The organism is Streptomyces sp. NPDC001507, assembly GCF_042894765.1.
Taxonomy (GTDB): Bacteria; Actinomycetota; Actinomycetes; order Streptomycetales; family Streptomycetaceae; genus Streptomyces.
In genome coordinates, this window is sequence record NZ_JBIAVV010000003.1 from 140,130 (window position 1) to 159,082 (window position 18,953).

Below are 18,953 nucleotides of genomic sequence, written 5' to 3' on the forward strand. Positions count from 1 at the left end.
GGGGTTCACACCGATGGCCCCGGGTGCGACGCTGTGATCATGAGCCGTATCGAAGCGCCTCGGGACGAGGCCACCAGCAACCTCACCGACCGGCTCCTCGCGGGGCTGCCGGCCGACGCGGTCCTCGTCGATCCCGACGTGACCGCCTCCTACGCCAACGACATGGCGAGCTTCTGCCCGGCCGGCACCCCGGCCGTCGTCGTGCTGCCGCGCACGGTCGAGCAGGTCCAGCACGTCATGCGCGTCGCCACCGAACTGCGCGTCCCGGTCGTCCCGCAGGGCGCCCGCACCGGCCTGTCCGGCGGCGCCAACGCCACCGACGGCTGCATCGCGCTGTCCCTGACCAAGATGGACCGCGTCCTGGAGATCTCGCCGGTGGACCGCATCGCGGTCGTCGAGCCCGGCGTCGTCAACGCCACCTTCTCCCGCGCGGTCGAGGAGCACGGCCTCTACTACCCGCCGGACCCCTCCAGCTGGGAGATGTGCACGATCGGCGGCAACATCGGCACGGCGTCGGGCGGCCTGTGCTGCGTGAAGTACGGGGTCACCGCCGAGTACGTCCTCGGCCTGGACGTCGTCCTCGCCGACGGCCGCCTGATGTCCACCGGCCGCCGCACGGCGAAGGGCGTCGCGGGATACGACCTCACCCGCCTCTTCGTCGGCTCCGAGGGCTCGCTCGGCATCGTCGTACGGGCCGTGCTGGCGCTGAAGCCCAAGCCGCCGCAGCAGCTGGTGCTGGCCGCCGAGTTCGGCTCCGCGGCCGCCGCCTGCGAGGCCGTGTGCCGGATCATGGAGGGCGGCCATGTGCCGTCCCTGCTCGAACTGATGGACCGCACGACCGTCAAGGCGGTCAACGAACTCACCCACATGGGTCTGCCGGAGTCCACCGAGGCGCTGCTGCTCGCCGCGTTCGACACCCCGGACCCGGCCGCCGACCTCGCCGCCGTCGGCAAGCTCTGCGAGGCCGCCGGCGCCACCCAGGTGGTCCCGGCCGACGACGCCGCCGAGTCCGAACTCCTCCTCCAGGCCCGCCGTTCCTCGCTCGTCGCCCTGGAGGCCGTCAAGGGCACGACGATGATCGACGACGTGTGCGTGCCCCGCTCCCGGCTCGGCGACATGATCGAGGGCGTCGAGCGCATCGCGGCGAAGCACCGGCTGACCATCGGGGTCGTCGCCCACGCCGGCGACGGCAACACCCACCCCACCGTCTGCTTCGACGCCCAGGACGACGACGAGTGCCGCCGCGCCCGCGAGTCCTTCGACGAGATCATGGGCCTCGGCCTGGAGCTCGGCGGCACCATCACCGGCGAACACGGCGTCGGCGTCCTGAAGAAGGAGTGGCTGGCCCGGGAGATCGGACCGGTGGGCGTGGAGATGCAGCGGGCCGTGAAGCAGGTCTTCGACCCGCTGGGCATCCTCAATCCCGGCAAGCTGTTCTGATCCCGGCCGTTCCGATTCCATCCGGTGGGGCCCTCACCGGGCGAGCAGCTGATCGAGCGCCTCGTCGATCCCCAGCTGCCCGCCCTCACTTCCCGGGGGCACCACCCGCAGCGTCCGCTCCAGCCAGGCGGACACCTGGGGGACCGGTGCCTCGAGCAGCGCGTCACCGTCGGGTGAACTCAGCGCCATCAGTACGACGGTGCGGCCCGCCACCTTCGCCGGCCACACCCGCACGTCCCCCTGCCCGCACGGCCGGAACACCCCCTCCACGAGCAGGTCGCGGGCGAAGGTCCAGTTGACGGGCTGCTCGGAGTTGATGTGGAAGCCGACGTGGACGGCGTACGGGTCGTCGGAGCGGTAGTTCAGCCGGGCCGGGACCGGGACGCTCCGCTCCGGGGACAGGATGAGCCGCAGCTCCAGTTCGCGCTCCACCACGGTGTGCTGCATGGCGTCGGGTTCCTCTCTCGGTCAGCCGTACGGGCGCCTTCGGGTGGGCCCGTACGAGTGGAGAGGGGCTGGGGCCGCGAGCATTACGCGGGTTCCGGGAAATTTTTCCCGGCGCGGTGAAGGGGGTGCACAGGGGTGCCCGGAAAGGGGCGGGTCCTGCGGGACTGGCGGTGGCGGGCACCCGGGTCTGATAGATGTGGAGGCTCCCACATCACCCCCGAGCAGATACGGGATGACGGACATGACCGCCCCAACCCCGGCACCCGGTGACGAACGGCCCCGCGAGGGCTACTACCCGGACCCGTCCATCCCCGGCTACGTCCGTTACTGGAACGGCGCCGCGTGGGTGCCGGGCACCAGCCGCCCGGCCCCGTCCGACGGCGAACCGCTCGTCCCGCCGCCGGGTTCGCACCCCGCGGGTCCCGCGGCCCCGGCGGCGGTCGAGGAGACCGGCCCGCACTTCTTCGACGAGGACCCGCGGCCTGGCGGCGCCTCCGGCTGGACGGCGGAGGGGAGTGCGTGGGGCAGCGACCCCCGGGTGGCGGGCGCCCCGGCCCAGCCGGACGGCCGGTCGTCCCGGACCGATGGCACGGCGTCGATCCCGCCCGCGGACCAGGGGGACCAGGCGGACCAGGGGGACCTCGACTCCGGTGGCACGTTCATCTTCCGCAGGCCGACGGTCGGCCCGGCGGGGACTCCGCCGGCGGCCCGGCCGCCCATGGACGACGGCACGCTGACCTTCCGGCCGGTCCGGGGCGAGGGCACACCGAACCCCGGGGCCGGTGCGGCCGGGTTCGGCGCCCAGGGGCCGGTCGGCGCTCCCGGTGCCGCCGGTCCCGCACGTCCCGGCTTCGGCGCCGGAAAGGCGGCCGCGGCCCGTGCCGCCGCGGCCCAGCCGCCCGCCGCCCAGCCGCCCGCCGCCCAGCCTCCGGCAGCCGCCGCGGCTCCCCAGGCCGTCGCCCCCGTCGTCCCTCCGCAGCAGTCCGCCGCCCCCATGGCCTCCGGTGCCGGCGGCGGGCAGTCCTCCTGGGCCCAGCAGGTGCACCAGCTCGCCGGTGACCAGCAGGTCGCCCCCTGGAAGCCGCCGGTGGAGGACCCCTTCCAGGCGGCCGCCCGGCGGCAGGCGGCGGCCCGGCCGGCCGGTCTCGGCAAGCGGTTCGCGGCCCGGCTCGTCGACAGTCTGGTCGTCGGCGCGGTGACCGCGGCCGCCGCCGTACCGTTCGGGACCAAGGCGGCCGATCACGTGCAGGACAAGATCGACGCGGCCAAGCTGTCCGGCCGCACCGAGACCGTCTGGCTGCTGGACGGCACGACCGGGCTGTACCTCGGCATCGTGCTCGCGGTCCTGCTCGTCGCCGGCGTCCTCTACGAGGTGCTGCCCACCGCCCGATGGGGCCGTACCCTCGGCAAGAAGCTGTTCGGCCTGGAAGTACGGGACATCGAGGGCCACGAACCCCCCAGCTTCGGCGGCGCCCTGCGCCGCTGGCTGGTGTACACCGTGCCCGGACTGCTCGGCATCGGGATCGTCGGCGTCGCCTGGTGCCTGTTCGACCGCCCCTGGCACCAGTGCTGGCACGACAAGGCGGCGCACACCTTCGTCGCCGGCTGAGCGCTGGGCTGATGGCGCCGGGACGGGCCGTCGTTCGTCCGCGGCGCCGTCGTGGCCGGTCGCGCAGTTCCCCGCGCCCCTTCGGGGCGCTGCCCCCGCGCCCCTTCGGGGCGCTGCCCCCGCGCCCCTTCGGGGCGCTGCCCCCTGGCCTCTTCGGGGCGCTGCCTCCTGGCCCGTTCGGGGCGCTTGCCCGCGGGCCCCTTCGGGGTATCCGTACCCCGTACGGCCGCTCGCCGGGTGCGGGTCCGGTTGCTTCGGGGTGCACTCGGGCCATGAGCACCGAACCGCCCCCGCCCCCGGGCTCAGGAGAGCCGCCGGAGAACGATCCGTTCAGGAAGCAGCCCCCGCCGCCCTCCTACGGCGGCGGCCCCTACGACACGGGCGGCGGCGGTCCCTACGGAGGCGGCGGTTCCGGTGGCTATCCCGCCGATCCCCTCGCCGGGATGCCGCCCCTCGCCGACAGCGGCAAGCGCACCCTCGCGCGGATCATCGACATGATCCTGGTGGGCATCGTGGTCGTGCTGCTCACCCTGGCGTTCGGGGTGAGCGAGTACCAGATGAACGGCGACCGGATCTCGGCCGGCCGGTCCTTCGCCCAGTCGCTCGTCGCCGCCGTCCTCTTCGTCGCCTACGACACCCTGCTGATCGCCAGGTCGGGGCAGACCCTCGGCATGAAGTGGCTCCGCATGCGGGTCGCCAACCTGTCCGACGGCGCCACGCCCTCCACCCAGACCTCGCTGCTGCGGGCCCTGGTGCTGTGGGTGCCGTTCGCCTTCTGCTGCGCCTGCATCTGGACGGTGATCTGCGGCGGCTGGAGTTTCTTCGACAAGCCGTACAAGCAGGGGCTGCACGACAAGGCGGCGAAGACGGTCGTGGTGAGTACGGGCGCGTAGCGGGCCGGTACAGGGGGGCGCACAAGCAGCCGGCGGGTCCGTCAGCTCACGGACCCGCCGACTTCACTGGTGTGTGCGTCAGGGTGCGGTGGGCTCCCGGACGGGCTCGGCCGTGGCGGCGGCCACGGTCTCCCGGTGCAGGGGGACCCGCACCTCGGGCGGTGCGATCGGGGCGGACGGGGACTGTGCGACCGTGCGCGGCCGGGGGAGCGGGACCGTCATGGCCACCAGCAGTCCCAGACCGAGCGCGGCGAGCGCGATGACCGCGATCCCGATGCCCGAACTCGTCTGTGACAGCAGCAGCATGGCGAGCGTCGAGCAGATCACGGCGGCCGAACCGTAGACGAGCTGTGCCGGGGTCGGACGAGGCATGGCAATCGTGTCCTCGGAAGTTTTGGGGGTGAGACGGGGGAACCGGCCTTGCTTTCCACCGGCTTCCGGGCGTTCCACCGTTCGACTCTATTCGCGTGCATGCCCGAGAGGAACGTCCGGTAAGCGTGACCTAACCCACGGTACCGGTGCACAGGGGGCGCACGGTCGCATGGCATACGGCAACCAGAGGCATATGCGCGCCGGTTGGGTGGGGTCCTTCGGGGGTACCGCGGGCCCGGCGTCCGTAAAGCGAACTTCTTCTCCGCATAGTGCAGTTGGACAGTCCGAGTCAAGATCTGTCTTTTCTCGTAAACCAGTAGTCAAATGTCGTCACTTGAATCGACGCGTTGAACGTGCGCGCACGGACCCCCAACCATCACCCGGTCCTCCTTGCCGTGCGCGCGGCGCGGGGGAGGAACTCAAGTGACCAGCAGACCCTGGACGTTCAGAGCACTCGCCGTCGGCGTGACGCTCGCGACCGCCTCCGTAGGCTTCGCCACCTTCGCGGTCGCGGCGACCACGGCCCCGACGGCGACCACCAGCACCGTCGACCGGCACGACCCGTCGACGAAGCAGGAGGAGCACGACCTCGACGGCCCCCTGAGCAAGACCCAGGAGGCCCAGCACCAGGAAGCCCTCGACCAGGTCATATCCGGCAAGGCCCAGGTCAAGGACCGCGACGGTTCGAAGGTCGTCCAGCTCAAGGGCAACACGGGCGACAGCAAGTACGTCGAGCTCGGCCGCGAGAAGACGGACAGGATCTTCACGATCCTGGTCGAGTTCGGTGACCAGACGGACCCGCGGTACGGCGGCACGGCCGGCCCGCTGCACAACCGGATAGCCGCGCCCGACCGGACCAAGGACAACTCCACGGCCTGGCAGGCGGACTACAACCAGCAGCACTTCCAGGACCTCTACTTCGGCACCGGCAAGGACACCGAGTCGCTGAAGAAGTACTACGAGAAGCAGTCCTCGGGCCGCTACTCGGTCGACGGCGAGGTCACCGACTGGGTCAAGGTCCCCTACAACGAGGCCCGTTACGGCAACAACGCCTGCGGCTCCACCACCTGCTCCAGTGTCTGGAACCTGGTCAAGGACGGCGTGACCGCCTGGGTCGCCGACCAGGAGGCGGCCGGTGTGTCCGCCGCCGCCATCAAGACGGACCTCGCGCAGTACGACCAGTGGGACCGCTACGACTACGACGGCGACGGCAACTTCAACGAGCCCGACGGCTACATCGACCACTTCCAGATCGTGCACGCCGGCGAGGACGAGTCCGCGGGCGGCGGCGCCCAGGGCACCGACGCGATCTGGGCGCACCGCTGGTACGCCTTCGGCACCGACGCCGGCGCCACCGGCCCGGCCGGCAACAAGCTCGGCGGCACCCAGATCGGTGACACCGGCATCTGGGTCGGCGACTACACCATGCAGCCGGAGAACGGCGGACTCGGCGTCTACGCCCACGAGTACGGCCACGACCTCGGCCTGCCGGACGAGTACGACACCAACGGCGGCGAGAACTCCACCGGCTTCTGGACCCTGATGTCCTCCGGCTCCTGGCTGGGCACCGGCAAGGAAGCGATCGGCGACCTGCCCGGCGACATGAACGCCTGGGACAAGCTCCAGCTCGGCTGGCTCAACTACGACGTGGCCAAGGCCGGCACGAAGTCCAGCCACAAGCTGGGCGTCGCCGAGTACAACACGGAGAACAAGCAGGCCACGGTGGTCACCCTGCCGGACAAGGCGGTCACCACCACCGTCGTGTCTCCCGCCCAGGGCTCGACCCAGTGGTGGAGCGGCAGCGGCGACAACCTCAAGAACACCCTGACCCGCGACGTCGACCTCACCGGCAAGTCGTCCGCCACGCTGAACCTCGACGGCTGGTACGACATCGAGTCGGGCTACGACTACCTCTACACCGAGGTGTCCACCGACGGCGGCGCGAACTGGACCGCTCTGGACGGCACGGTGAACGGCGCGGCCATCCCGCGCGACGGCAGCGACAAGCCGGCGCTGACCGGTTCGGTCGACGCCTACACCAAGCTGTCGTACCCGCTGGACGCCTACGCGGGCCAGAAGATCCAGCTCCGCTTCCGCTACCAGACCGACGGCGGGGTCGCCCTCAAGGGCTTCGCGGCCGACGAGATCACCCTGACGGCGGACGGCTCGGCGGTCTTCTCCGACAACGCGGAGTCCGCGGACGCGGCTTGGACCGCCTCCGGCTTCTCCCGCATCGGCGCGTCCTTCACCAAGGACTACGCGCAGTACTACATCGCGGAGAACCGCCAGTACGTGTCGTACGACAAGACCCTCAAGACCGGTCCGTACAACTTCGGCTTCTCGACGACCCGTCCGGACTGGGTGGAGCACTACCCGTACCAGAACGGCCTGTTGATCTGGAAGTGGGACACCTCCGAGGCGGACGACAACACCAGCGTCCACCCCGGCACCGGTCTGATCCTCCCGATCGACTCGCACCCGACGGCGCTGAAGTGGTCCGACGGCACGCTGATGCGCAACCGCATCCAGGCCTACGACTCGCCGTTCAGCCTCTACGCCACGGACGGCATCACCCTCCACAAGGCGGACGTGGCGACGAAGATCAGGCAGTCCTCCGGGGTGTCGGTCTTCAACGACCACAAGAGCGACTACTACGACGCCTCGAACCCGGCCGGCGGCGTCAAGATCACTGACACCAACACGAAGATCAACATCGTCACGGAGGCCAAGGACGGCTCGACGATCTCCCTCCAGGTCGGCCCCGCAGTGAAGTAATCCCCATCGTTGCAGGTCAGACACGTATCGGCGGCGACCCCTTGGCGGGTCGCCGCCGCTCGTGCTTAGGTGCGTCCTGTGGCTTTCTTATTGACACCGACGCACACGGGGGTGTGACCGCATGGCCGCAGGAGGGTTCTGCAAGCTGCCGAACGGCAGGGTGATCGTGGCGCTGAACCTGCCCAGCCCGATCACCGCGGACGGCTCGTCCGCCGTTCGTGTACTGGTTCACGCCCAGAACCGCGCCCGGGCCCTGACGAGGCTCCGCAACCTCGGCATGCGAGCGGTCTACCTGCGGGGCAACGCCGCCCCGCCCACCCCCGACGAGATCACCGCCGTCCTCCACCACCCCGACGGCCTCATATGGCGAACGGCCCCTGACAACGGTGTCACCCCCCTCGAACTCTGGAGACCCATCCGCTCCCTCCTCCGAAGACCCACACCAGCCTGACCACCACGACACCCCAGGGGCGCGGGGAACTGCGCGACCAGCCCCCACCGGCCGGTCCGGCGCCGCCGGATTCCGCCGTCGTGGCGGAGCGCCGTTGCGGCGGGAAGGAAATGCGGCCGGGTCTCAAGGAGCAGCTGCCCCAGGGGCGCGGCACTCTTCGGCGCCGGACCGGGCAGCTCACCCAGGGGCGCGGCACTCTTCGGCGCCGGGCAGAGCAGCCCACCCAGGGGCGCGGGGAACTGCGCGACCAGCCCCCACCGGCCGGTCCGGCACCGCCGGATTCCGCCGTCGTGGCGGAGCGCCGTTGCGGCGGGAAGGAAGGGCGGCCGGGTCTCAAGGAGCAGCTGCCCCGGGGGGCCGCGGGGCTCTTCGGCGCCGGGCAGAGCAGCCCACCCAGGGGCGCGGGGAACTGCGCGACCAGCCCCCGCCGGCCCGCGGGTGCCCACCGGCCGGTCCGGCACCGCCGGATTCCGCCGTCGTGGCGGAGCGCCGTTGCGGCGGAAATCCATCTGACCGGCGGAAAGAGGGTCCGGGCTGGCAGGTGGTGAAGCGTGCAGGGGGTGGCGGGGGCAGGTGGTGAAGCGGGTGAAGGGTGGAAGTTTCCGGTGTTTCAGACCACCGGCTTGCCTGTCAGTTCCACGCCGGCCTTGCGGAGGTCTTCCAGGGCTCGGTCCGTCGTCGCCTCGGCCACGCCTGCCGTGAGGTCGAGGAGGACCTGGGTGCGGAAGCCCTCTTTCGCGGCGTCCAGGGCGGTAGCCCGCACACAGTGGTCGGTGGCGATGCCCACCACGTCCACCTCGTCGATCTTGCGGGCCCGCAGCCACTCCGCCAGCGTGACCCCGTTCTCGTCGACGCCCTCGAAGCCGCTGTAGGCCGCGGAGTACGCCCCCTTGCTGAACACGGCGTCCACCGCGCCGGAGGCGACCGCGGGGGCGAAGTTCGGATGGAAGCCCACGCCCTCCGTGCCGGCGACACAGTGCGCCGGCCAGCTGTGCACGTAGTCGGGGTTGTCGGCGAAGTGGCCGCCCGGCGCGACGTGGTGGTCGCGGGTCGCCACCACGTGGCGGTAGCCGGCCGGCGCCTGCCCGATCAGCTCGGTGATCGCGGCGGCCACATCGGCCCCCCCTGCCACCGCAAGGCTTCCCCCCTCGCAGAAGTCGTTCTGCACATCGACGACGATCAAGGCGCGGCGCATGGTAGGTGTCCTTCGCTTTCGATAGCGGGTCCGTCGACGGGGGAGACGCGGATGCAAGGGGTGCGGGCCCGGCCTGAACCTCCGAGCGTAGAGACTTACGGGGGCGTAGGGGAGGGGGCCTTGCGGGGCGCGTACGCGGGCACCCGCTCTAGCTACCCGAGCGCCCCTGCACGTACTCCGTCGGAATGACCGGTTCCCCGCGCGAGAGCTGGGTCGCCGAGAGCGGCAGGTTCGCGCGGGCCGCCGCGTGCCGGGCGCGGGGCGCGTCCAGCGGTTCGCGGGCGACGACCTCGCCGGACTTCACCAGTTCGACCAGGAGCTGCCGGTCGACCAGGTCGGCCGGGACCTCGCCGGTGCCGACCACCTCGGCCTCCGCCACCCCGTCGGCGTCCAGCCGCCGCGCCGCCCACTTGCGCCCGCCGACGGACGTCTTGCCGCCGGTCGACTTCTTGGCGACCGGCACCAGCGGAGCCTGCGGGTCCGCGGACTCGGCGCGGGCGACCAGCTTGTAGACCATGGAGCAGGTGGGGTGCCCGGAACCGGTGACCAGCTGGGTGCCGACCCCGTACGCGTCCACGGGCGCGGCGGCCAGCGAGGCGATGGCGTACTCGTCGAGGTCGGAGGTCACGGTGATCCTCGTGCGCGTCGCACCCAGCTCGTCCAGCTGCCGGCGCACCTGGTGGGCGACCAGCAGCAGGTCGCCGGAGTCGATGCGGACGGCGCCCAGCTCGGGCCCGGCCACCTCCACGGCCGTACGGACCGCCTCGGCGACGTCGTAGGTGTCGACCAGCAGGGTGGTGCCCCGGCCCAGCGAGTCGACCTGGGCGCGGAAGGCGTCCCGCTCGTGGTCGTGCAGCAGGGTGAAGGCGTGGGCGCTCGTCCCCACCGTCGGGATGCCGTAGCGGAAGCCGGCGGCCAGGTCGGAGGTGGTGGCGAAGCCGCCGACGTAGGCGGCGCGGGAGGCGGCGACGGCGGCCAGCTCGTGGGTGCGGCGGGCGCCCATCTCGATCAGCGGGCGGTCCCCGGCGGCCGAGGACATCCGGGAGGCGGCGGCCGCGATCGCGGAGTCGTGGTTGAGGATGGAGAGGATCACGGTCTCGAGCAGCACGCATTCGGCGAAGGAGCCCTCCACCCGCATGATCGGCGAGCCGGGGAAGTAGACCTCGCCCTCGGGGTAGCCCCAGATGTCGCCGCTGAAGCGGTAGCCGGCGAGCCACTTGAGGGTCGGCTCGTCGACGATGTTCCGCTCCGCCAGGAAGTCGAGGACGTCCGTGTCGAAGCGGAAGTTCTCGACAGCGTCCAGGACGCGCCCGGTGCCCGCCACGACGCCGTAGCGGCGCCCCTCCGGCAGCCGCCGGGTGAAGACCTCGAAGACGCTGCGCCGCTCGGCCGTACCGGCCTTCAGGGCGGCCTGCAGCATCGTCAGCTCGTACTGGTCCGTGAAGAGCGCCGTCGACGGGACGTCCACCGGCAGCCCAAGGTCCGCAGTGTTCATGGCGACAGATGCTACACCCCTTCGCGTCAGTGTGACGATTTGTGGGGCCCGTGGCAGCATGGGCCTTGTGACGTCACCCGCTCCCGTAGAGATCGAACGCACCGAGTCGGCGGAGGAGACCTTCGCCGTCCCCGAGCCCGACGTCCCGTGGATCACGCTCGTGCACAACGATCCCGTCAACCTCATGAGCTACGTGACGTATGTCTTCCAGACGTACTTCGGCTATCCCAAGGACAAGGCCACCAAGCTCATGCTGGACGTCCATCACAAGGGCCGGGCGGTCGTCTCCAGCGGCACCCGCGAGGAGATGGAACGCGACGTACAGGCGATGCACGGCTACGGCCTGTGGGCCACCCTCCAGCAGGACCGGAAGTAACCCTCACCCGACCGGCCCCGATCAGCTCCGGAAGCAGCGAATCCCCTCCATGCCAGGAATCTTCGAACCGCTCCCCGGCGGCGGCGCGGCCGTCGCCCTCGACGATGTCGAGATCTCCATCATCCGGTCGCTGGCCGTCCAGCTCCTGGAGCTCATCGGCCCCGGCCCCGCCGAGGACGCCCCCGACGACCCGCTCGCCGAGCTGTTCGCCGAGGGTCCGACCGAGGCGCCCGCCGACCCCGTGCTGCGCCGGCTCTTCCCGGACGCCTACAGCGACCCCGAGCGGCTCCCGCAGTCCCCGGAGGAGGCCGAGGAGCAGCAGGCGCACTCCGCCGAGTTCCGCCGCTACACCGAGAACGACCTCAGGGCCGGCAAGCGGGAGAGCGCCCTCGCGGTGATCCGTACCCTCGACTCCCTCGCCCCGGGGGAGAAGGGCGAGGCGGTCCTCAAGCTGGCGCCCGGGGAGTCCCGGCAGTGGCTCGGCGCCCTCACCGACCTGCGCCTCGCGATCGGCTGCCGCCTGGACATCACCGACGAGGACGACACCGACCTCCTCTACCGGCTCCCGGACGAGGACCCGCGCAAGCCGATGGTGATGGCGTACCTGTGGCTCGGCGGCCTCCAGGAGACCCTGGTCGCCACCCTTATGCCGTAGTCCGTCCCGATTGCGTACCGGCTTCGTGTTCGCTCAGAGGACGCTCAAATCCGGATAACGATCGCGTCACCGTTGCGGCCTGTTATGGCCGTTTCGGTCGCGTTTTGTCCGCTTCTTCCAGTGGCGTGCGCCACAATCCCTCTCGACGGAACCCGGTGATCAATGTTGCGGCCGTGATAAATCTTCACGACCGCCCGGCGAACACCACCCACGTGTACGTCCGGGTGCGCCACCGAACCGGCACCACCGGTCAGGCACCGCTCCAGCAATCCGGGGGGATCGAAACCCGATCCGAGGCCGACGAGAGGCCCGGGTCGGCATGGAGAAAGGCGCACAGCACACATGACCTCCGCTCAGGTCGACACGTCGGGGAATTCCGCGAATTCCGCCGAAGGCTCCGAAGAGGGGTACGAGCGCGGGCTCGGCAGCCGCCAGGTCCAGATGATCGCCATCGGCGGCGCCATCGGCGTCGGGCTCTTCCTGGGCGCCGGGGCGAACATCGCCAAGGCCGGCCCCAGCCTCATCCTCATGTACGCCCTCGCCGGCGGCATCATCTTCTTCATCATGCGGGCCCTCGGCGAACTGCTGCTCTACCGCCCGGTCTCCGGCTCCTTCGCCGAGTACTCCCGGGAGTTCCTCGGCCCGTTCTTCGGCTACTTCACCGGCTGGACGTACTGGCTGATGTGGGTCGTGACGGGCATGGCGGAGCTCACCGCCGCCGCGATCTACGTGAACTACTGGTTCCCGCAGGTCCCGCAGTGGGTGACCGCCCTGGTCTTCCTGGTGGTCCTCTTCGGGGTCAACCTGATCTCCGTGAAGGTCTTCGGAGAGCTGGAGTTCTGGTTCTCCATGGTCAAGGTCACCGCCCTGATCGGCATGATCGTGATCGGCCTCGGCGTCCTCACCTTCGGCTTCAGCTCCGCCGGTGACACCGCGTCGGTCGCGAACCTCTACCAGTTCGACGGCTTCTTCCCCAAGGGCGTCGGCTCCTCCCTGATGACCCTTCAGGGCGTCATGTTCGCCTACCTCGCGGTCGAGCTGGTCGGCGTCACCGCCGGCGAGTCGGAGAACCCGGAGAAGACCCTCCCCAAGGCGATCAACACCCTCCCCTGGCGCATCGCCCTCTTCTACGTCGGCGCGCTCACCGTCATCCTCTGCGTCGTGAAGTGGACGGAGTTCGCCCCCGGCGTCTCCCCCTTCGTCGCGGCCTTCGCGAAGATCGGCATCCCCGCCGGCGCCGGCATCGTCAACTTCGTCGTCCTCACCGCCGCCCTCTCCTCCTGCAACTCCGGCATGTACTCCACGGGCCGCATGCTGCGGAACCTGGCCGACAGCGGCGAGGCCCCGGCCGTGTTCCGCAAGCTGTCCGCGTCGAAGACCCCGGCGTTCGGCATCACGGTCTCGGTCCTCTTCATGGGCATCGGCGTGGTCCTCAACTACGTCGTCCCGGAGAAGGCGTTCGGCTACGTCACCTCCGTCGCCACCGCGGCCGGCATCTGGACCTGGCTGATGATCCTGATCAGCCACGTCCTCTACCGCCGCGCGGTCGACGCGGGCCGCCTGCCGGCCTCCGCCTTCCCGGCCCCGGGCGGCGCGAAGTGCAGCTGGATCGCCATCGCCTTCCTCCTCTTCGTCACCTGCCTGATCGCGTACGACGCCGACTCCCGCGTCTGCCTGTACGTGATGGCCGGCTGGGCCGCCGCGCTCGGCGTCGGCTGGCTGGTGCTGAAGAACCGCAACCCCGAGGTCGCCGAGCGCCGCGAGCCGGCGCCGCTGGAGAAAGTGAACTGACCACCCTTCCGGGACGCCCGCCGCAGGGGAGCACTCGTGGCGCCCCCCTGCGGCAGCCGCTCAGGGCGTCCGGCATCCGGGCCGTCCCGTACCAGCCTTCGGTACGGGACGGCCCCTTGCTTATCCTGGCGACCATGCTGACCATCACCCAGGCCCTCGTCGACCAGATCGTCGCCCACGCGCGCAAGGACCACCCCGACGAGGCGTGCGGCGTCGTCGCCGGGCCGGCCGGCTCCGACCGCCCCGAACGCTTCATCCCCATGCTGAACGCGGCGATGTCCCCCACGTTCTACGAGTTCGACTCCGGCGACCTCTTGAAGCTCTACCGGGAGATGGACGACCGCGACGAGGAGCCGGTGGTCGTCTACCACTCCCACACGGCGACGGAGGCGTACCCCTCCCGCACCGACATCAGCTACGCCAACGAGCCCGGCGCCCACTACGTCCTCGTCTCCACCGCCGACACCGACGGCCTCGGCGACTTCCAGTTCCGCTCCTACCGCATCATCGAGGGCGAGGTGACAGAGGAAGAGGTGAGGATCGTCGAGTCCTACTGACCCCCACCGACCCGACACCAGCCTCTCCTCCACCGCTCACCAGCCCTCTCGCCACCCTCTCCGCCGCTCACCAGATTCTTTCTCCGCCGCGACGGCGCTCGGCCGCACCGGCGGATCCCGGCGGCGCCGGACCGGCCGCTGGGCACCCGCGGGCCGGTGGTGCCGAACCCGCCGGTGGGCGCCCGCGGGTCGGTGGGGGCTGGTCGCGCAGTTCCCCGCGCCCCTGGGTGGGCTGCCTGGCCCGGCGCCGATCCGTGCCCGCTTCTTCGCCGTCCACCAGATCTTCCTTCGCCCCTCTCCGCCGCTCACCAAAATCCTTCTCCGCCGCGACGGCGGATTCCGGCGGTGCGGGACCGGCCGGTGGGCGCCTGCGGGTCGGTGGGGGCTGGTCGCGTAGTTCTCCGTGCCCCTGGGTGGGTCCCTGGCCCGGCGCCGGGCTGTGCGCCCCTGGGGTCGGGCGTCTCATCTTTCGGCCGGAAAGTGTCCGGGATGTGGAATCACACTCCGGAACCGGGGGCGGGAATCGATACGATGACCGCATGGTTCTGAACGACGTGAGCGACAAGGCGCCGGGCGTGGTGCTCGTGGCGCGGCTGCACGTCGACCTGTGCAGGCTGAACAGCGCCATCTGTTGACGTTCCCTGCCGCCGTACGGCCGTGAGCCGCGGCGTGCCGCTGCGCGCCCACCCACCCAGACTTTCCGACAGGAGCCCTGAGCCATGGCCATCGAGGTCCGCATCCCGACCATCCTCCGCCAGTACACCGACGGTCAGAAGGCGGTGGAGGGCAGCGGTGAGACCCTCACCGAGCTGTTCGCCGACCTTGAGACCCGGCACGCGGGCATCCAGGCCCGCATCGTGGACGACGGCAAGCTGCGCCGCTTCGTGAACGTGTACCTGAACGACGAGGACGTCCGTTTCGTCGACGGCATCAACACCAAGCTCACCGACGGCGACACCGTGACGATCCTGCCGGCGGTCGCCGGCGGCATGGCCTGAGATCGGCATGCGCTACGACTCCCCGTTGGCCGCGGTCGGCAACACCCCCCTGGTGCGCCTGCCGCGGCTCTCGCCGTCCCCCGAGGTCCGGATCTGGGCCAAGCTGGAGGACCGCAACCCGACCGGCTCGGTCAAGGACCGCCCCGCCCTGCACATGATCGAGCAGGCGGAGAAGGACGGCCGGCTCACCCCGGGCTGCACCATCCTGGAGCCGACGTCCGGGAACACCGGCATCTCGCTGGCGATGGCGGCCAAGCTCAAGGGTTACCGCATGGTCTGCGTGATGCCCGAGAACACCTCGCAGGAGCGGCGCGACCTGCTGGGGATGTGGGGCGCGGAGATCATCTCCAGCCCGGCCGCGGGCGGCTCCAACACCGCCGTACGCGTGGCGAAGGAGCTGTCCGCCGAGCACCCCGACTGGGTGATGCTCTACCAGTACGGCAACCCGGACAACGCCGGTGCGCACTACGCGACCACCGGTCCGGAGATCCTCGCCGACCTGCCGTCCGTCACGCACTTCGTCGCGGGGCTCGGGACCACCGGCACGCTGATGGGCGTCGGGCGGTACTTGAGGGAGCACAGGCCCGACGTGAAGATCGTCGCCGCCGAACCCCGGTACGACGACCTCGTGTACGGGCTCAGGAACCTCGACGAGGGCTTCGTACCCGAGCTGTACGACGCCTCCGTGCTGACCACCCGCTACTCCGTCGGCTCCGCGGACGCCGTGACCCGGACCCGGGACCTGCTCCAGCAGGAGGGCATCTTCGCGGGCATCTCCACCGGCGCCGCGCTGCACGCCGCGATCGGCGTCGGGAAGAAGGCCGTACAGGCCGGGGAGAGCGCGGACATCGTGTTCGTCGTCGCCGACGGCGGCTGGAAGTACCTGTCGACCGGCGTGTACACCGCCGCCACGACCGAGGAAGCCATCGAGACCCTTCAGGGTCAGCTCTGGGCATAGCGCTCATCATGTATGCGCCAATCCCCCTCTATGAGGGGGCTAAGCGCTGCCTATGGCGGAGCAAAGATCTTCGCCGGGGGGAACCGGTCCCCGGCGAACCCGGCTAGGTTCCTCACCGTCCTGTCATGCCACGCTCATCGGCATCCCAGGGTGTTCGAAGTGTCATGCTCATGACCGCGCACTCTGCCGCCGCTACGCGCGTCACGGGCCTGCCTTGTAACCCCACCGATGGAGGCAGTACCCCCATGCGTGAATCACGACGGAGCCTGCGAAGACTTCTGGCCTTCGCGTTCCCCGCCCTCGCCCTCGCCGTCTCCGGATTCGTCGCGGCACCGGCCGCACAGGCACAGGTACACACCACCGCCCCCCAGGCCACCGCCCAGACCTCCCGGGCCGCCCAGAACGCCAAGGCCCTGACCGACCCCGCCCGGCGTGCCGTGCACAGCACCGGCAAGGCCGGGCAGAAGGTGCCCACCAAGCACCTGTGCGCCGCCGTGTCCAAGCCCGGTGAGGTCAACTGCTTCGCGCAGCGCCGCACCGACATCAAGCAGCAGCTGGCCTCGGCCCTCGCCGCCGCCCCCTCCGGCCTGAGCCCGTCCAACCTGCACAGCGCCTACAACCTGCCCTCGACGGGCGGCTCCGGCCTGACCGTCGCCGTGGTCGACGCCTACAACGACCCGAACGCGGCCTCGGACCTCGCCACCTACCGCTCCACGTACGGCCTGTCCGCCTGCACCGTCGCCAACGGCTGCTTCAAGCAGGTCAGCCAGACCGGTTCGACGACCTCGCTGCCGACGAACGACTCCGGCTGGGCCGGCGAGGAAGCGCTCGACATCGACATGGTCAGCGCCGTCTGCCCGAACTGCAACATCATCCTCGTCGAGGCCAACTCCGCCACCGACTCCGACCTCGGCACCGCCGAGAACGAGGCCGTCGCGCTCGGCGCCAAGTTCGTCTCCAACAGCTGGGGCGGCTCCGAGTCCTCCTCCCAGACCAGCGAGGACACCTCCTACTTCAAGCACCCGGGTGTCGCGATCACCGTCTCCGCGGGCGACTCCGGCTACGGCGCCGAGTACCCGGCGACCTCCCAGTACGTGACCGCCGTCGGCGGCACCGCACTCTCCACCTCCTCCAGCACCCGCGGCTGGACCGAGTCCGTGTGGAAGACCAGCTCCACCGAGGGCACCGGCTCCGGCTGCTCCGCCTACGACTCGAAGCCGAGCTGGCAGACCGACACCGGCTGCACCAAGCGCATGGAGTCCGACGTCTCCGCGGTCGCCGACCCGGCCACCGGCGTGGCGGTCTACGACACCTACGGCGGCTCCGGCTGGGCGGTCTACGGCGGTACGAGTGCCTCCTCGCCGATCATCGCCGGTGTGTACGCCCTCGCGGGCACCCCGGGTTCGAGCGACTACCCGGCGAAGTACCCGTACAGCCACACCGGCAACCTGTACGACGTCACCAGCGGCAACAACGGCTCGTGCTCCACGTCGTACTTCTGCACCGCCGGCACCGGCTACGACGGCCCGACCGGCTGGGGCACCCCGAACGGCACCGCCGCCTTCACCTCAGGCACCACCACCGGCAACACGGTGACCGTCACCAACCCCGGCAGCCAGTCCACCGCGACCGGCAGCTCGGTCAGCCTGCAGATCTCGGCCTCGGACAGCGCGGGCGCGACCCTCACCTACAGCGCCTCCGGCCTGCCCACCGGCCTGTCCATCTCCAGCTCCACCGGCCTGATCTCCGGTACGGCGTCCACCGCTGGCACCTACAGCACCACCGTCACCGCGACCGACTCCACCGGCGCCTCCGGCTCGGCCTCCTTCACCTGGACCGTCTCCACCAGCGGCGGCGGCACCTGCTCCTCGTCCCAGCTGCTCGGCAACCCCGGCTTCGAGTCGGGCAACACCACCTGGACGGCCTCCAGCGGTGTCATCACCAACGACAGCGGCGAGGCGGCCCACGCGGGCTCGTACAAGGCCTGGCTCGACGGCTACGGTTCCTCGCACACCGACACGCTCTCCCAGTCGGTGACGATCCCGGCCGCCTGCACCAACACCAAGTTCACCTTCTACCTGCACGTCGACACGGCCGAGACCACCACCAGCACCCAGTACGACAAGCTGACGGTCACCGCCGGTTCGACCACCCTGGCCACGTACTCCAACCTCAACGCGGCCTCCGGGTACGTGCAGAAGTCCTTCAGCCTCGGGTCCTACGCGGGCTCGACCGTCACCCTGAAGTTCAGCGGTGTCGAGGACTCCTCGCTCCAGACCAGCTTCGTCGTCGACGACACCGCCGTCACGACCGGCTGACCCCGTTCGAGTGAACTGACCCGATCCCGCACCCGGAAGCCGTCCGGGTGCGGGATCCGTACGAGGGGCGGATACGTCATATCGGCACCCAGGGTCCGTTCCCCGACGGAAAGGCGGACACCCCATGCGCCGTACGACGTTCCACCGCACGTCGCTCGCCGCGGCGAGCCTGCTCCTGCTGGCGGCCTGCGGCTCGCAGAGCGGGAGCGCGGACAGCGGGAGCGGGAACAACACGGACAAGGGCAGCGGCACGGTGTCCGCCTCGCCGAGCGCGTCCTCGCCCGGTGTCTCCACCCGCTGCGTCAGCGCCGGCGAGCTCACCGCCGCGGACAGCGGCAGCACCTACTGCATGGCGGTCGGCGGACAGCTCCGGCTCAGCCTCGACGGCACCCGGCAGCGCCCCTGGACGGCCGTCACCGCCAGCGGCTCCGCACTGCGCGCCACCAACGCCGGGATCGTGCTCCAGCCGGGCGACGCCTCCGCCGCCTACGACGCGGTCGCCCCCGGCACCGTCACCCTCTCCTCCACCCGCCCCCTGTGCGCCCAGCCCACCGCGCCCGGCGGAGTCTCCTGCAAGGGCATCCAGGAGTGGCGGGTCATCGTGAAGGTGAGCTGAGCCGGTC

General features: G+C 70.8%; 18 protein-coding genes. 14 read left to right on the forward strand and 4 right to left on the reverse strand.

Annotation, left to right across the window (positions count from 1 at the left end):
- The first annotated feature begins 33 nt into the window (after positions 1 to 33).
- Positions 34 to 1,440 carry an FAD-binding oxidoreductase gene (locus ACFY0K_RS10965; protein WP_390639566.1) on the forward strand — a complete coding sequence of 469 codons (1,407 nt, stop codon included), beginning with the start codon at positions 34 to 36 and terminating at the stop codon, positions 1,438 to 1,440.
- Between the two features lie 33 nt (positions 1,441 to 1,473).
- On the opposite strand, the gene ACFY0K_RS10970 is transcribed toward ACFY0K_RS10965, so the two are convergent.
- The gene (locus ACFY0K_RS10970; RefSeq protein WP_390639567.1) at positions 1,474 to 1,887 is read right to left on the reverse strand and encodes an SsgA family sporulation/cell division regulator; all 414 of its coding nucleotides are present in this window, start codon (positions 1,885 to 1,887) and stop codon (positions 1,474 to 1,476) included.
- A gap of 241 nt (positions 1,888 to 2,128) precedes the next feature.
- On the opposite strand from ACFY0K_RS10970, the gene ACFY0K_RS10975 reads away from it, so the two are divergent.
- On the forward strand, positions 2,129 to 3,496 hold the full coding sequence (locus ACFY0K_RS10975) for an RDD family protein (protein ID WP_390639568.1): 1,368 nt from the start codon (positions 2,129 to 2,131) through the stop codon (positions 3,494 to 3,496).
- Positions 3,497 to 3,768: 272 nt separating this feature from the next.
- A complete protein-coding gene (locus tag ACFY0K_RS10980; RefSeq protein WP_390639569.1) occupies positions 3,769 to 4,389 on the forward strand; it encodes an RDD family protein in 621 nt (206 codons plus the stop codon).
- Positions 4,390 to 4,467: 78 nt separating this feature from the next.
- Here the strand turns inward: ACFY0K_RS10980 and ACFY0K_RS10985 are convergent, their stop codons facing one another.
- The gene (locus tag ACFY0K_RS10985; RefSeq protein ID WP_351958194.1) at positions 4,468 to 4,761 is read right to left on the reverse strand and encodes a hypothetical protein; all 294 of its coding nucleotides are present in this window, start codon (positions 4,759 to 4,761) and stop codon (positions 4,468 to 4,470) included.
- 423 nt (positions 4,762 to 5,184) lie between these two features.
- Here ACFY0K_RS10985 and ACFY0K_RS10990 point away from each other — a divergent pair, with 423 nt between their 5' ends.
- Together ACFY0K_RS10990 and ACFY0K_RS10995 are read left to right on the forward strand one after the other, a co-directional pair.
- Complete coding sequence (locus ACFY0K_RS10990) at positions 5,185 to 7,536, forward strand: immune inhibitor A domain-containing protein (protein ID WP_390639570.1); 2,352 nt, start codon at positions 5,185 to 5,187, stop codon at positions 7,534 to 7,536.
- Positions 7,537 to 7,657: 121 nt separating this feature from the next.
- Entirely contained in the window at positions 7,658 to 7,987 is a 330-nt protein-coding gene (locus ACFY0K_RS10995) for a hypothetical protein (RefSeq protein ID WP_390639571.1), read from the forward strand.
- Positions 7,988 to 8,597: 610 nt separating this feature from the next.
- Here ACFY0K_RS10995 and ACFY0K_RS11000 read toward each other — a convergent pair.
- Complete coding sequence (locus tag ACFY0K_RS11000; RefSeq protein ID WP_390639572.1) at positions 8,598 to 9,182, reverse strand: isochorismatase family protein; 585 nt, start codon at positions 9,180 to 9,182, stop codon at positions 8,598 to 8,600.
- A gap of 148 nt (positions 9,183 to 9,330) precedes the next feature.
- The gene (locus tag ACFY0K_RS11005; RefSeq protein ID WP_390639573.1) at positions 9,331 to 10,677 is read right to left on the reverse strand and encodes a nicotinate phosphoribosyltransferase; all 1,347 of its coding nucleotides are present in this window, start codon (positions 10,675 to 10,677) and stop codon (positions 9,331 to 9,333) included.
- A 58-nt stretch (positions 10,678 to 10,735) separates the two neighbouring features.
- On the opposite strand from ACFY0K_RS11005, the gene clpS reads away from it, so the two are divergent.
- The 9 genes from clpS to ACFY0K_RS11050 all read left to right on the forward strand — a co-directional run bounded on the left by clpS (position 10,736) and on the right by ACFY0K_RS11050 (position 18,946).
- Positions 10,736 to 11,053 (forward strand): ATP-dependent Clp protease adapter ClpS, encoded by a 318-nt coding sequence (clpS, locus tag ACFY0K_RS11010; RefSeq protein WP_351958189.1) that lies wholly within the window; start codon positions 10,736 to 10,738, stop codon positions 11,051 to 11,053.
- Positions 11,054 to 11,102: 49 nt separating this feature from the next.
- A complete protein-coding gene (locus tag ACFY0K_RS11015; protein ID WP_388603002.1) occupies positions 11,103 to 11,708 on the forward strand; it encodes a DUF2017 domain-containing protein in 606 nt (201 codons plus the stop codon).
- A gap of 342 nt (positions 11,709 to 12,050) precedes the next feature.
- Positions 12,051 to 13,499, forward strand: coding sequence for an amino acid permease (locus ACFY0K_RS11020; protein WP_390639574.1), 1,449 nt, complete (start codon positions 12,051 to 12,053; stop codon positions 13,497 to 13,499).
- A 134-nt stretch (positions 13,500 to 13,633) separates the two neighbouring features.
- Entirely contained in the window at positions 13,634 to 14,056 is a 423-nt protein-coding gene (locus ACFY0K_RS11025) for a Mov34/MPN/PAD-1 family protein (protein WP_382722267.1), read from the forward strand.
- Between the two features lie 539 nt (positions 14,057 to 14,595).
- Positions 14,596 to 14,691 (forward strand): putative leader peptide, encoded by a 96-nt coding sequence (locus ACFY0K_RS11030; RefSeq protein ID WP_351958185.1) that lies wholly within the window; start codon positions 14,596 to 14,598, stop codon positions 14,689 to 14,691.
- Positions 14,692 to 14,775: 84 nt separating this feature from the next.
- On the forward strand, positions 14,776 to 15,054 hold the full coding sequence (locus ACFY0K_RS11035; RefSeq protein ID WP_351958184.1) for a MoaD/ThiS family protein: 279 nt from the start codon (positions 14,776 to 14,778) through the stop codon (positions 15,052 to 15,054).
- A gap of 7 nt (positions 15,055 to 15,061) precedes the next feature.
- Positions 15,062 to 16,012, forward strand: a complete 951-nt coding sequence (locus ACFY0K_RS11040; protein ID WP_351958183.1) for a cysteine synthase — start codon at positions 15,062 to 15,064, stop codon at positions 16,010 to 16,012.
- 245 nt (positions 16,013 to 16,257) lie between these two features.
- A complete protein-coding gene (locus ACFY0K_RS11045; RefSeq protein ID WP_390639575.1) occupies positions 16,258 to 18,330 on the forward strand; it encodes a putative Ig domain-containing protein in 2,073 nt (690 codons plus the stop codon).
- 124 nt (positions 18,331 to 18,454) lie between these two features.
- A complete protein-coding gene (locus ACFY0K_RS11050) occupies positions 18,455 to 18,946 on the forward strand; it encodes a hypothetical protein (protein ID WP_390639576.1) in 492 nt (163 codons plus the stop codon).
- The last annotated feature ends 7 nt before the right edge of the window (positions 18,947 to 18,953 follow it).

Bases quoted from the DNA above. Each gene is read 5' to 3' on its own strand.
- ACFY0K_RS11000 (WP_390639572.1), bottom strand. From the start codon at position 9,182: ATGCGCCGCGCCTTGATCGTCGTCGATGTGCAGAACGACTTCTGCGAG.
- ACFY0K_RS11040 (WP_351958183.1), top strand. From the start codon at position 15,062: ATGCGCTACGACTCCCCGTTGGCCGCGGTCGGCAACACCCCCCTGGTG.
- ACFY0K_RS10995 (WP_390639571.1), top strand. From the start codon at position 7,658: ATGGCCGCAGGAGGGTTCTGCAAGCTGCCGAACGGCAGGGTGATCGTG.
- ACFY0K_RS11005 (WP_390639573.1), bottom strand. From the start codon at position 10,677: ATGAACACTGCGGACCTTGGGCTGCCGGTGGACGTCCCGTCGACGGCG.
- ACFY0K_RS11030 (WP_351958185.1), top strand. From the start codon at position 14,596: ATGGTTCTGAACGACGTGAGCGACAAGGCGCCGGGCGTGGTGCTCGTG.
- ACFY0K_RS10985 (WP_351958194.1), bottom strand. From the start codon at position 4,761: ATGCCTCGTCCGACCCCGGCACAGCTCGTCTACGGTTCGGCCGCCGTG.
- clpS (WP_351958189.1), top strand. From the start codon at position 10,736: ATGGGCCTTGTGACGTCACCCGCTCCCGTAGAGATCGAACGCACCGAG.
- ACFY0K_RS10975 (WP_390639568.1), top strand. From the start codon at position 2,129: ATGACCGCCCCAACCCCGGCACCCGGTGACGAACGGCCCCGCGAGGGC.
- ACFY0K_RS10970 (WP_390639567.1), bottom strand. From the start codon at position 1,887: ATGCAGCACACCGTGGTGGAGCGCGAACTGGAGCTGCGGCTCATCCTG.
- ACFY0K_RS11035 (WP_351958184.1), top strand. From the start codon at position 14,776: ATGGCCATCGAGGTCCGCATCCCGACCATCCTCCGCCAGTACACCGAC.
- ACFY0K_RS11025 (WP_382722267.1), top strand. From the start codon at position 13,634: ATGCTGACCATCACCCAGGCCCTCGTCGACCAGATCGTCGCCCACGCG.
- ACFY0K_RS11050 (WP_390639576.1), top strand. From the start codon at position 18,455: ATGCGCCGTACGACGTTCCACCGCACGTCGCTCGCCGCGGCGAGCCTG.
- ACFY0K_RS10980 (WP_390639569.1), top strand. From the start codon at position 3,769: ATGAGCACCGAACCGCCCCCGCCCCCGGGCTCAGGAGAGCCGCCGGAG.
- ACFY0K_RS11045 (WP_390639575.1), top strand. From the start codon at position 16,258: ATGCGTGAATCACGACGGAGCCTGCGAAGACTTCTGGCCTTCGCGTTC.
- ACFY0K_RS11020 (WP_390639574.1), top strand. From the start codon at position 12,051: ATGACCTCCGCTCAGGTCGACACGTCGGGGAATTCCGCGAATTCCGCC.
- ACFY0K_RS11015 (WP_388603002.1), top strand. From the start codon at position 11,103: ATGCCAGGAATCTTCGAACCGCTCCCCGGCGGCGGCGCGGCCGTCGCC.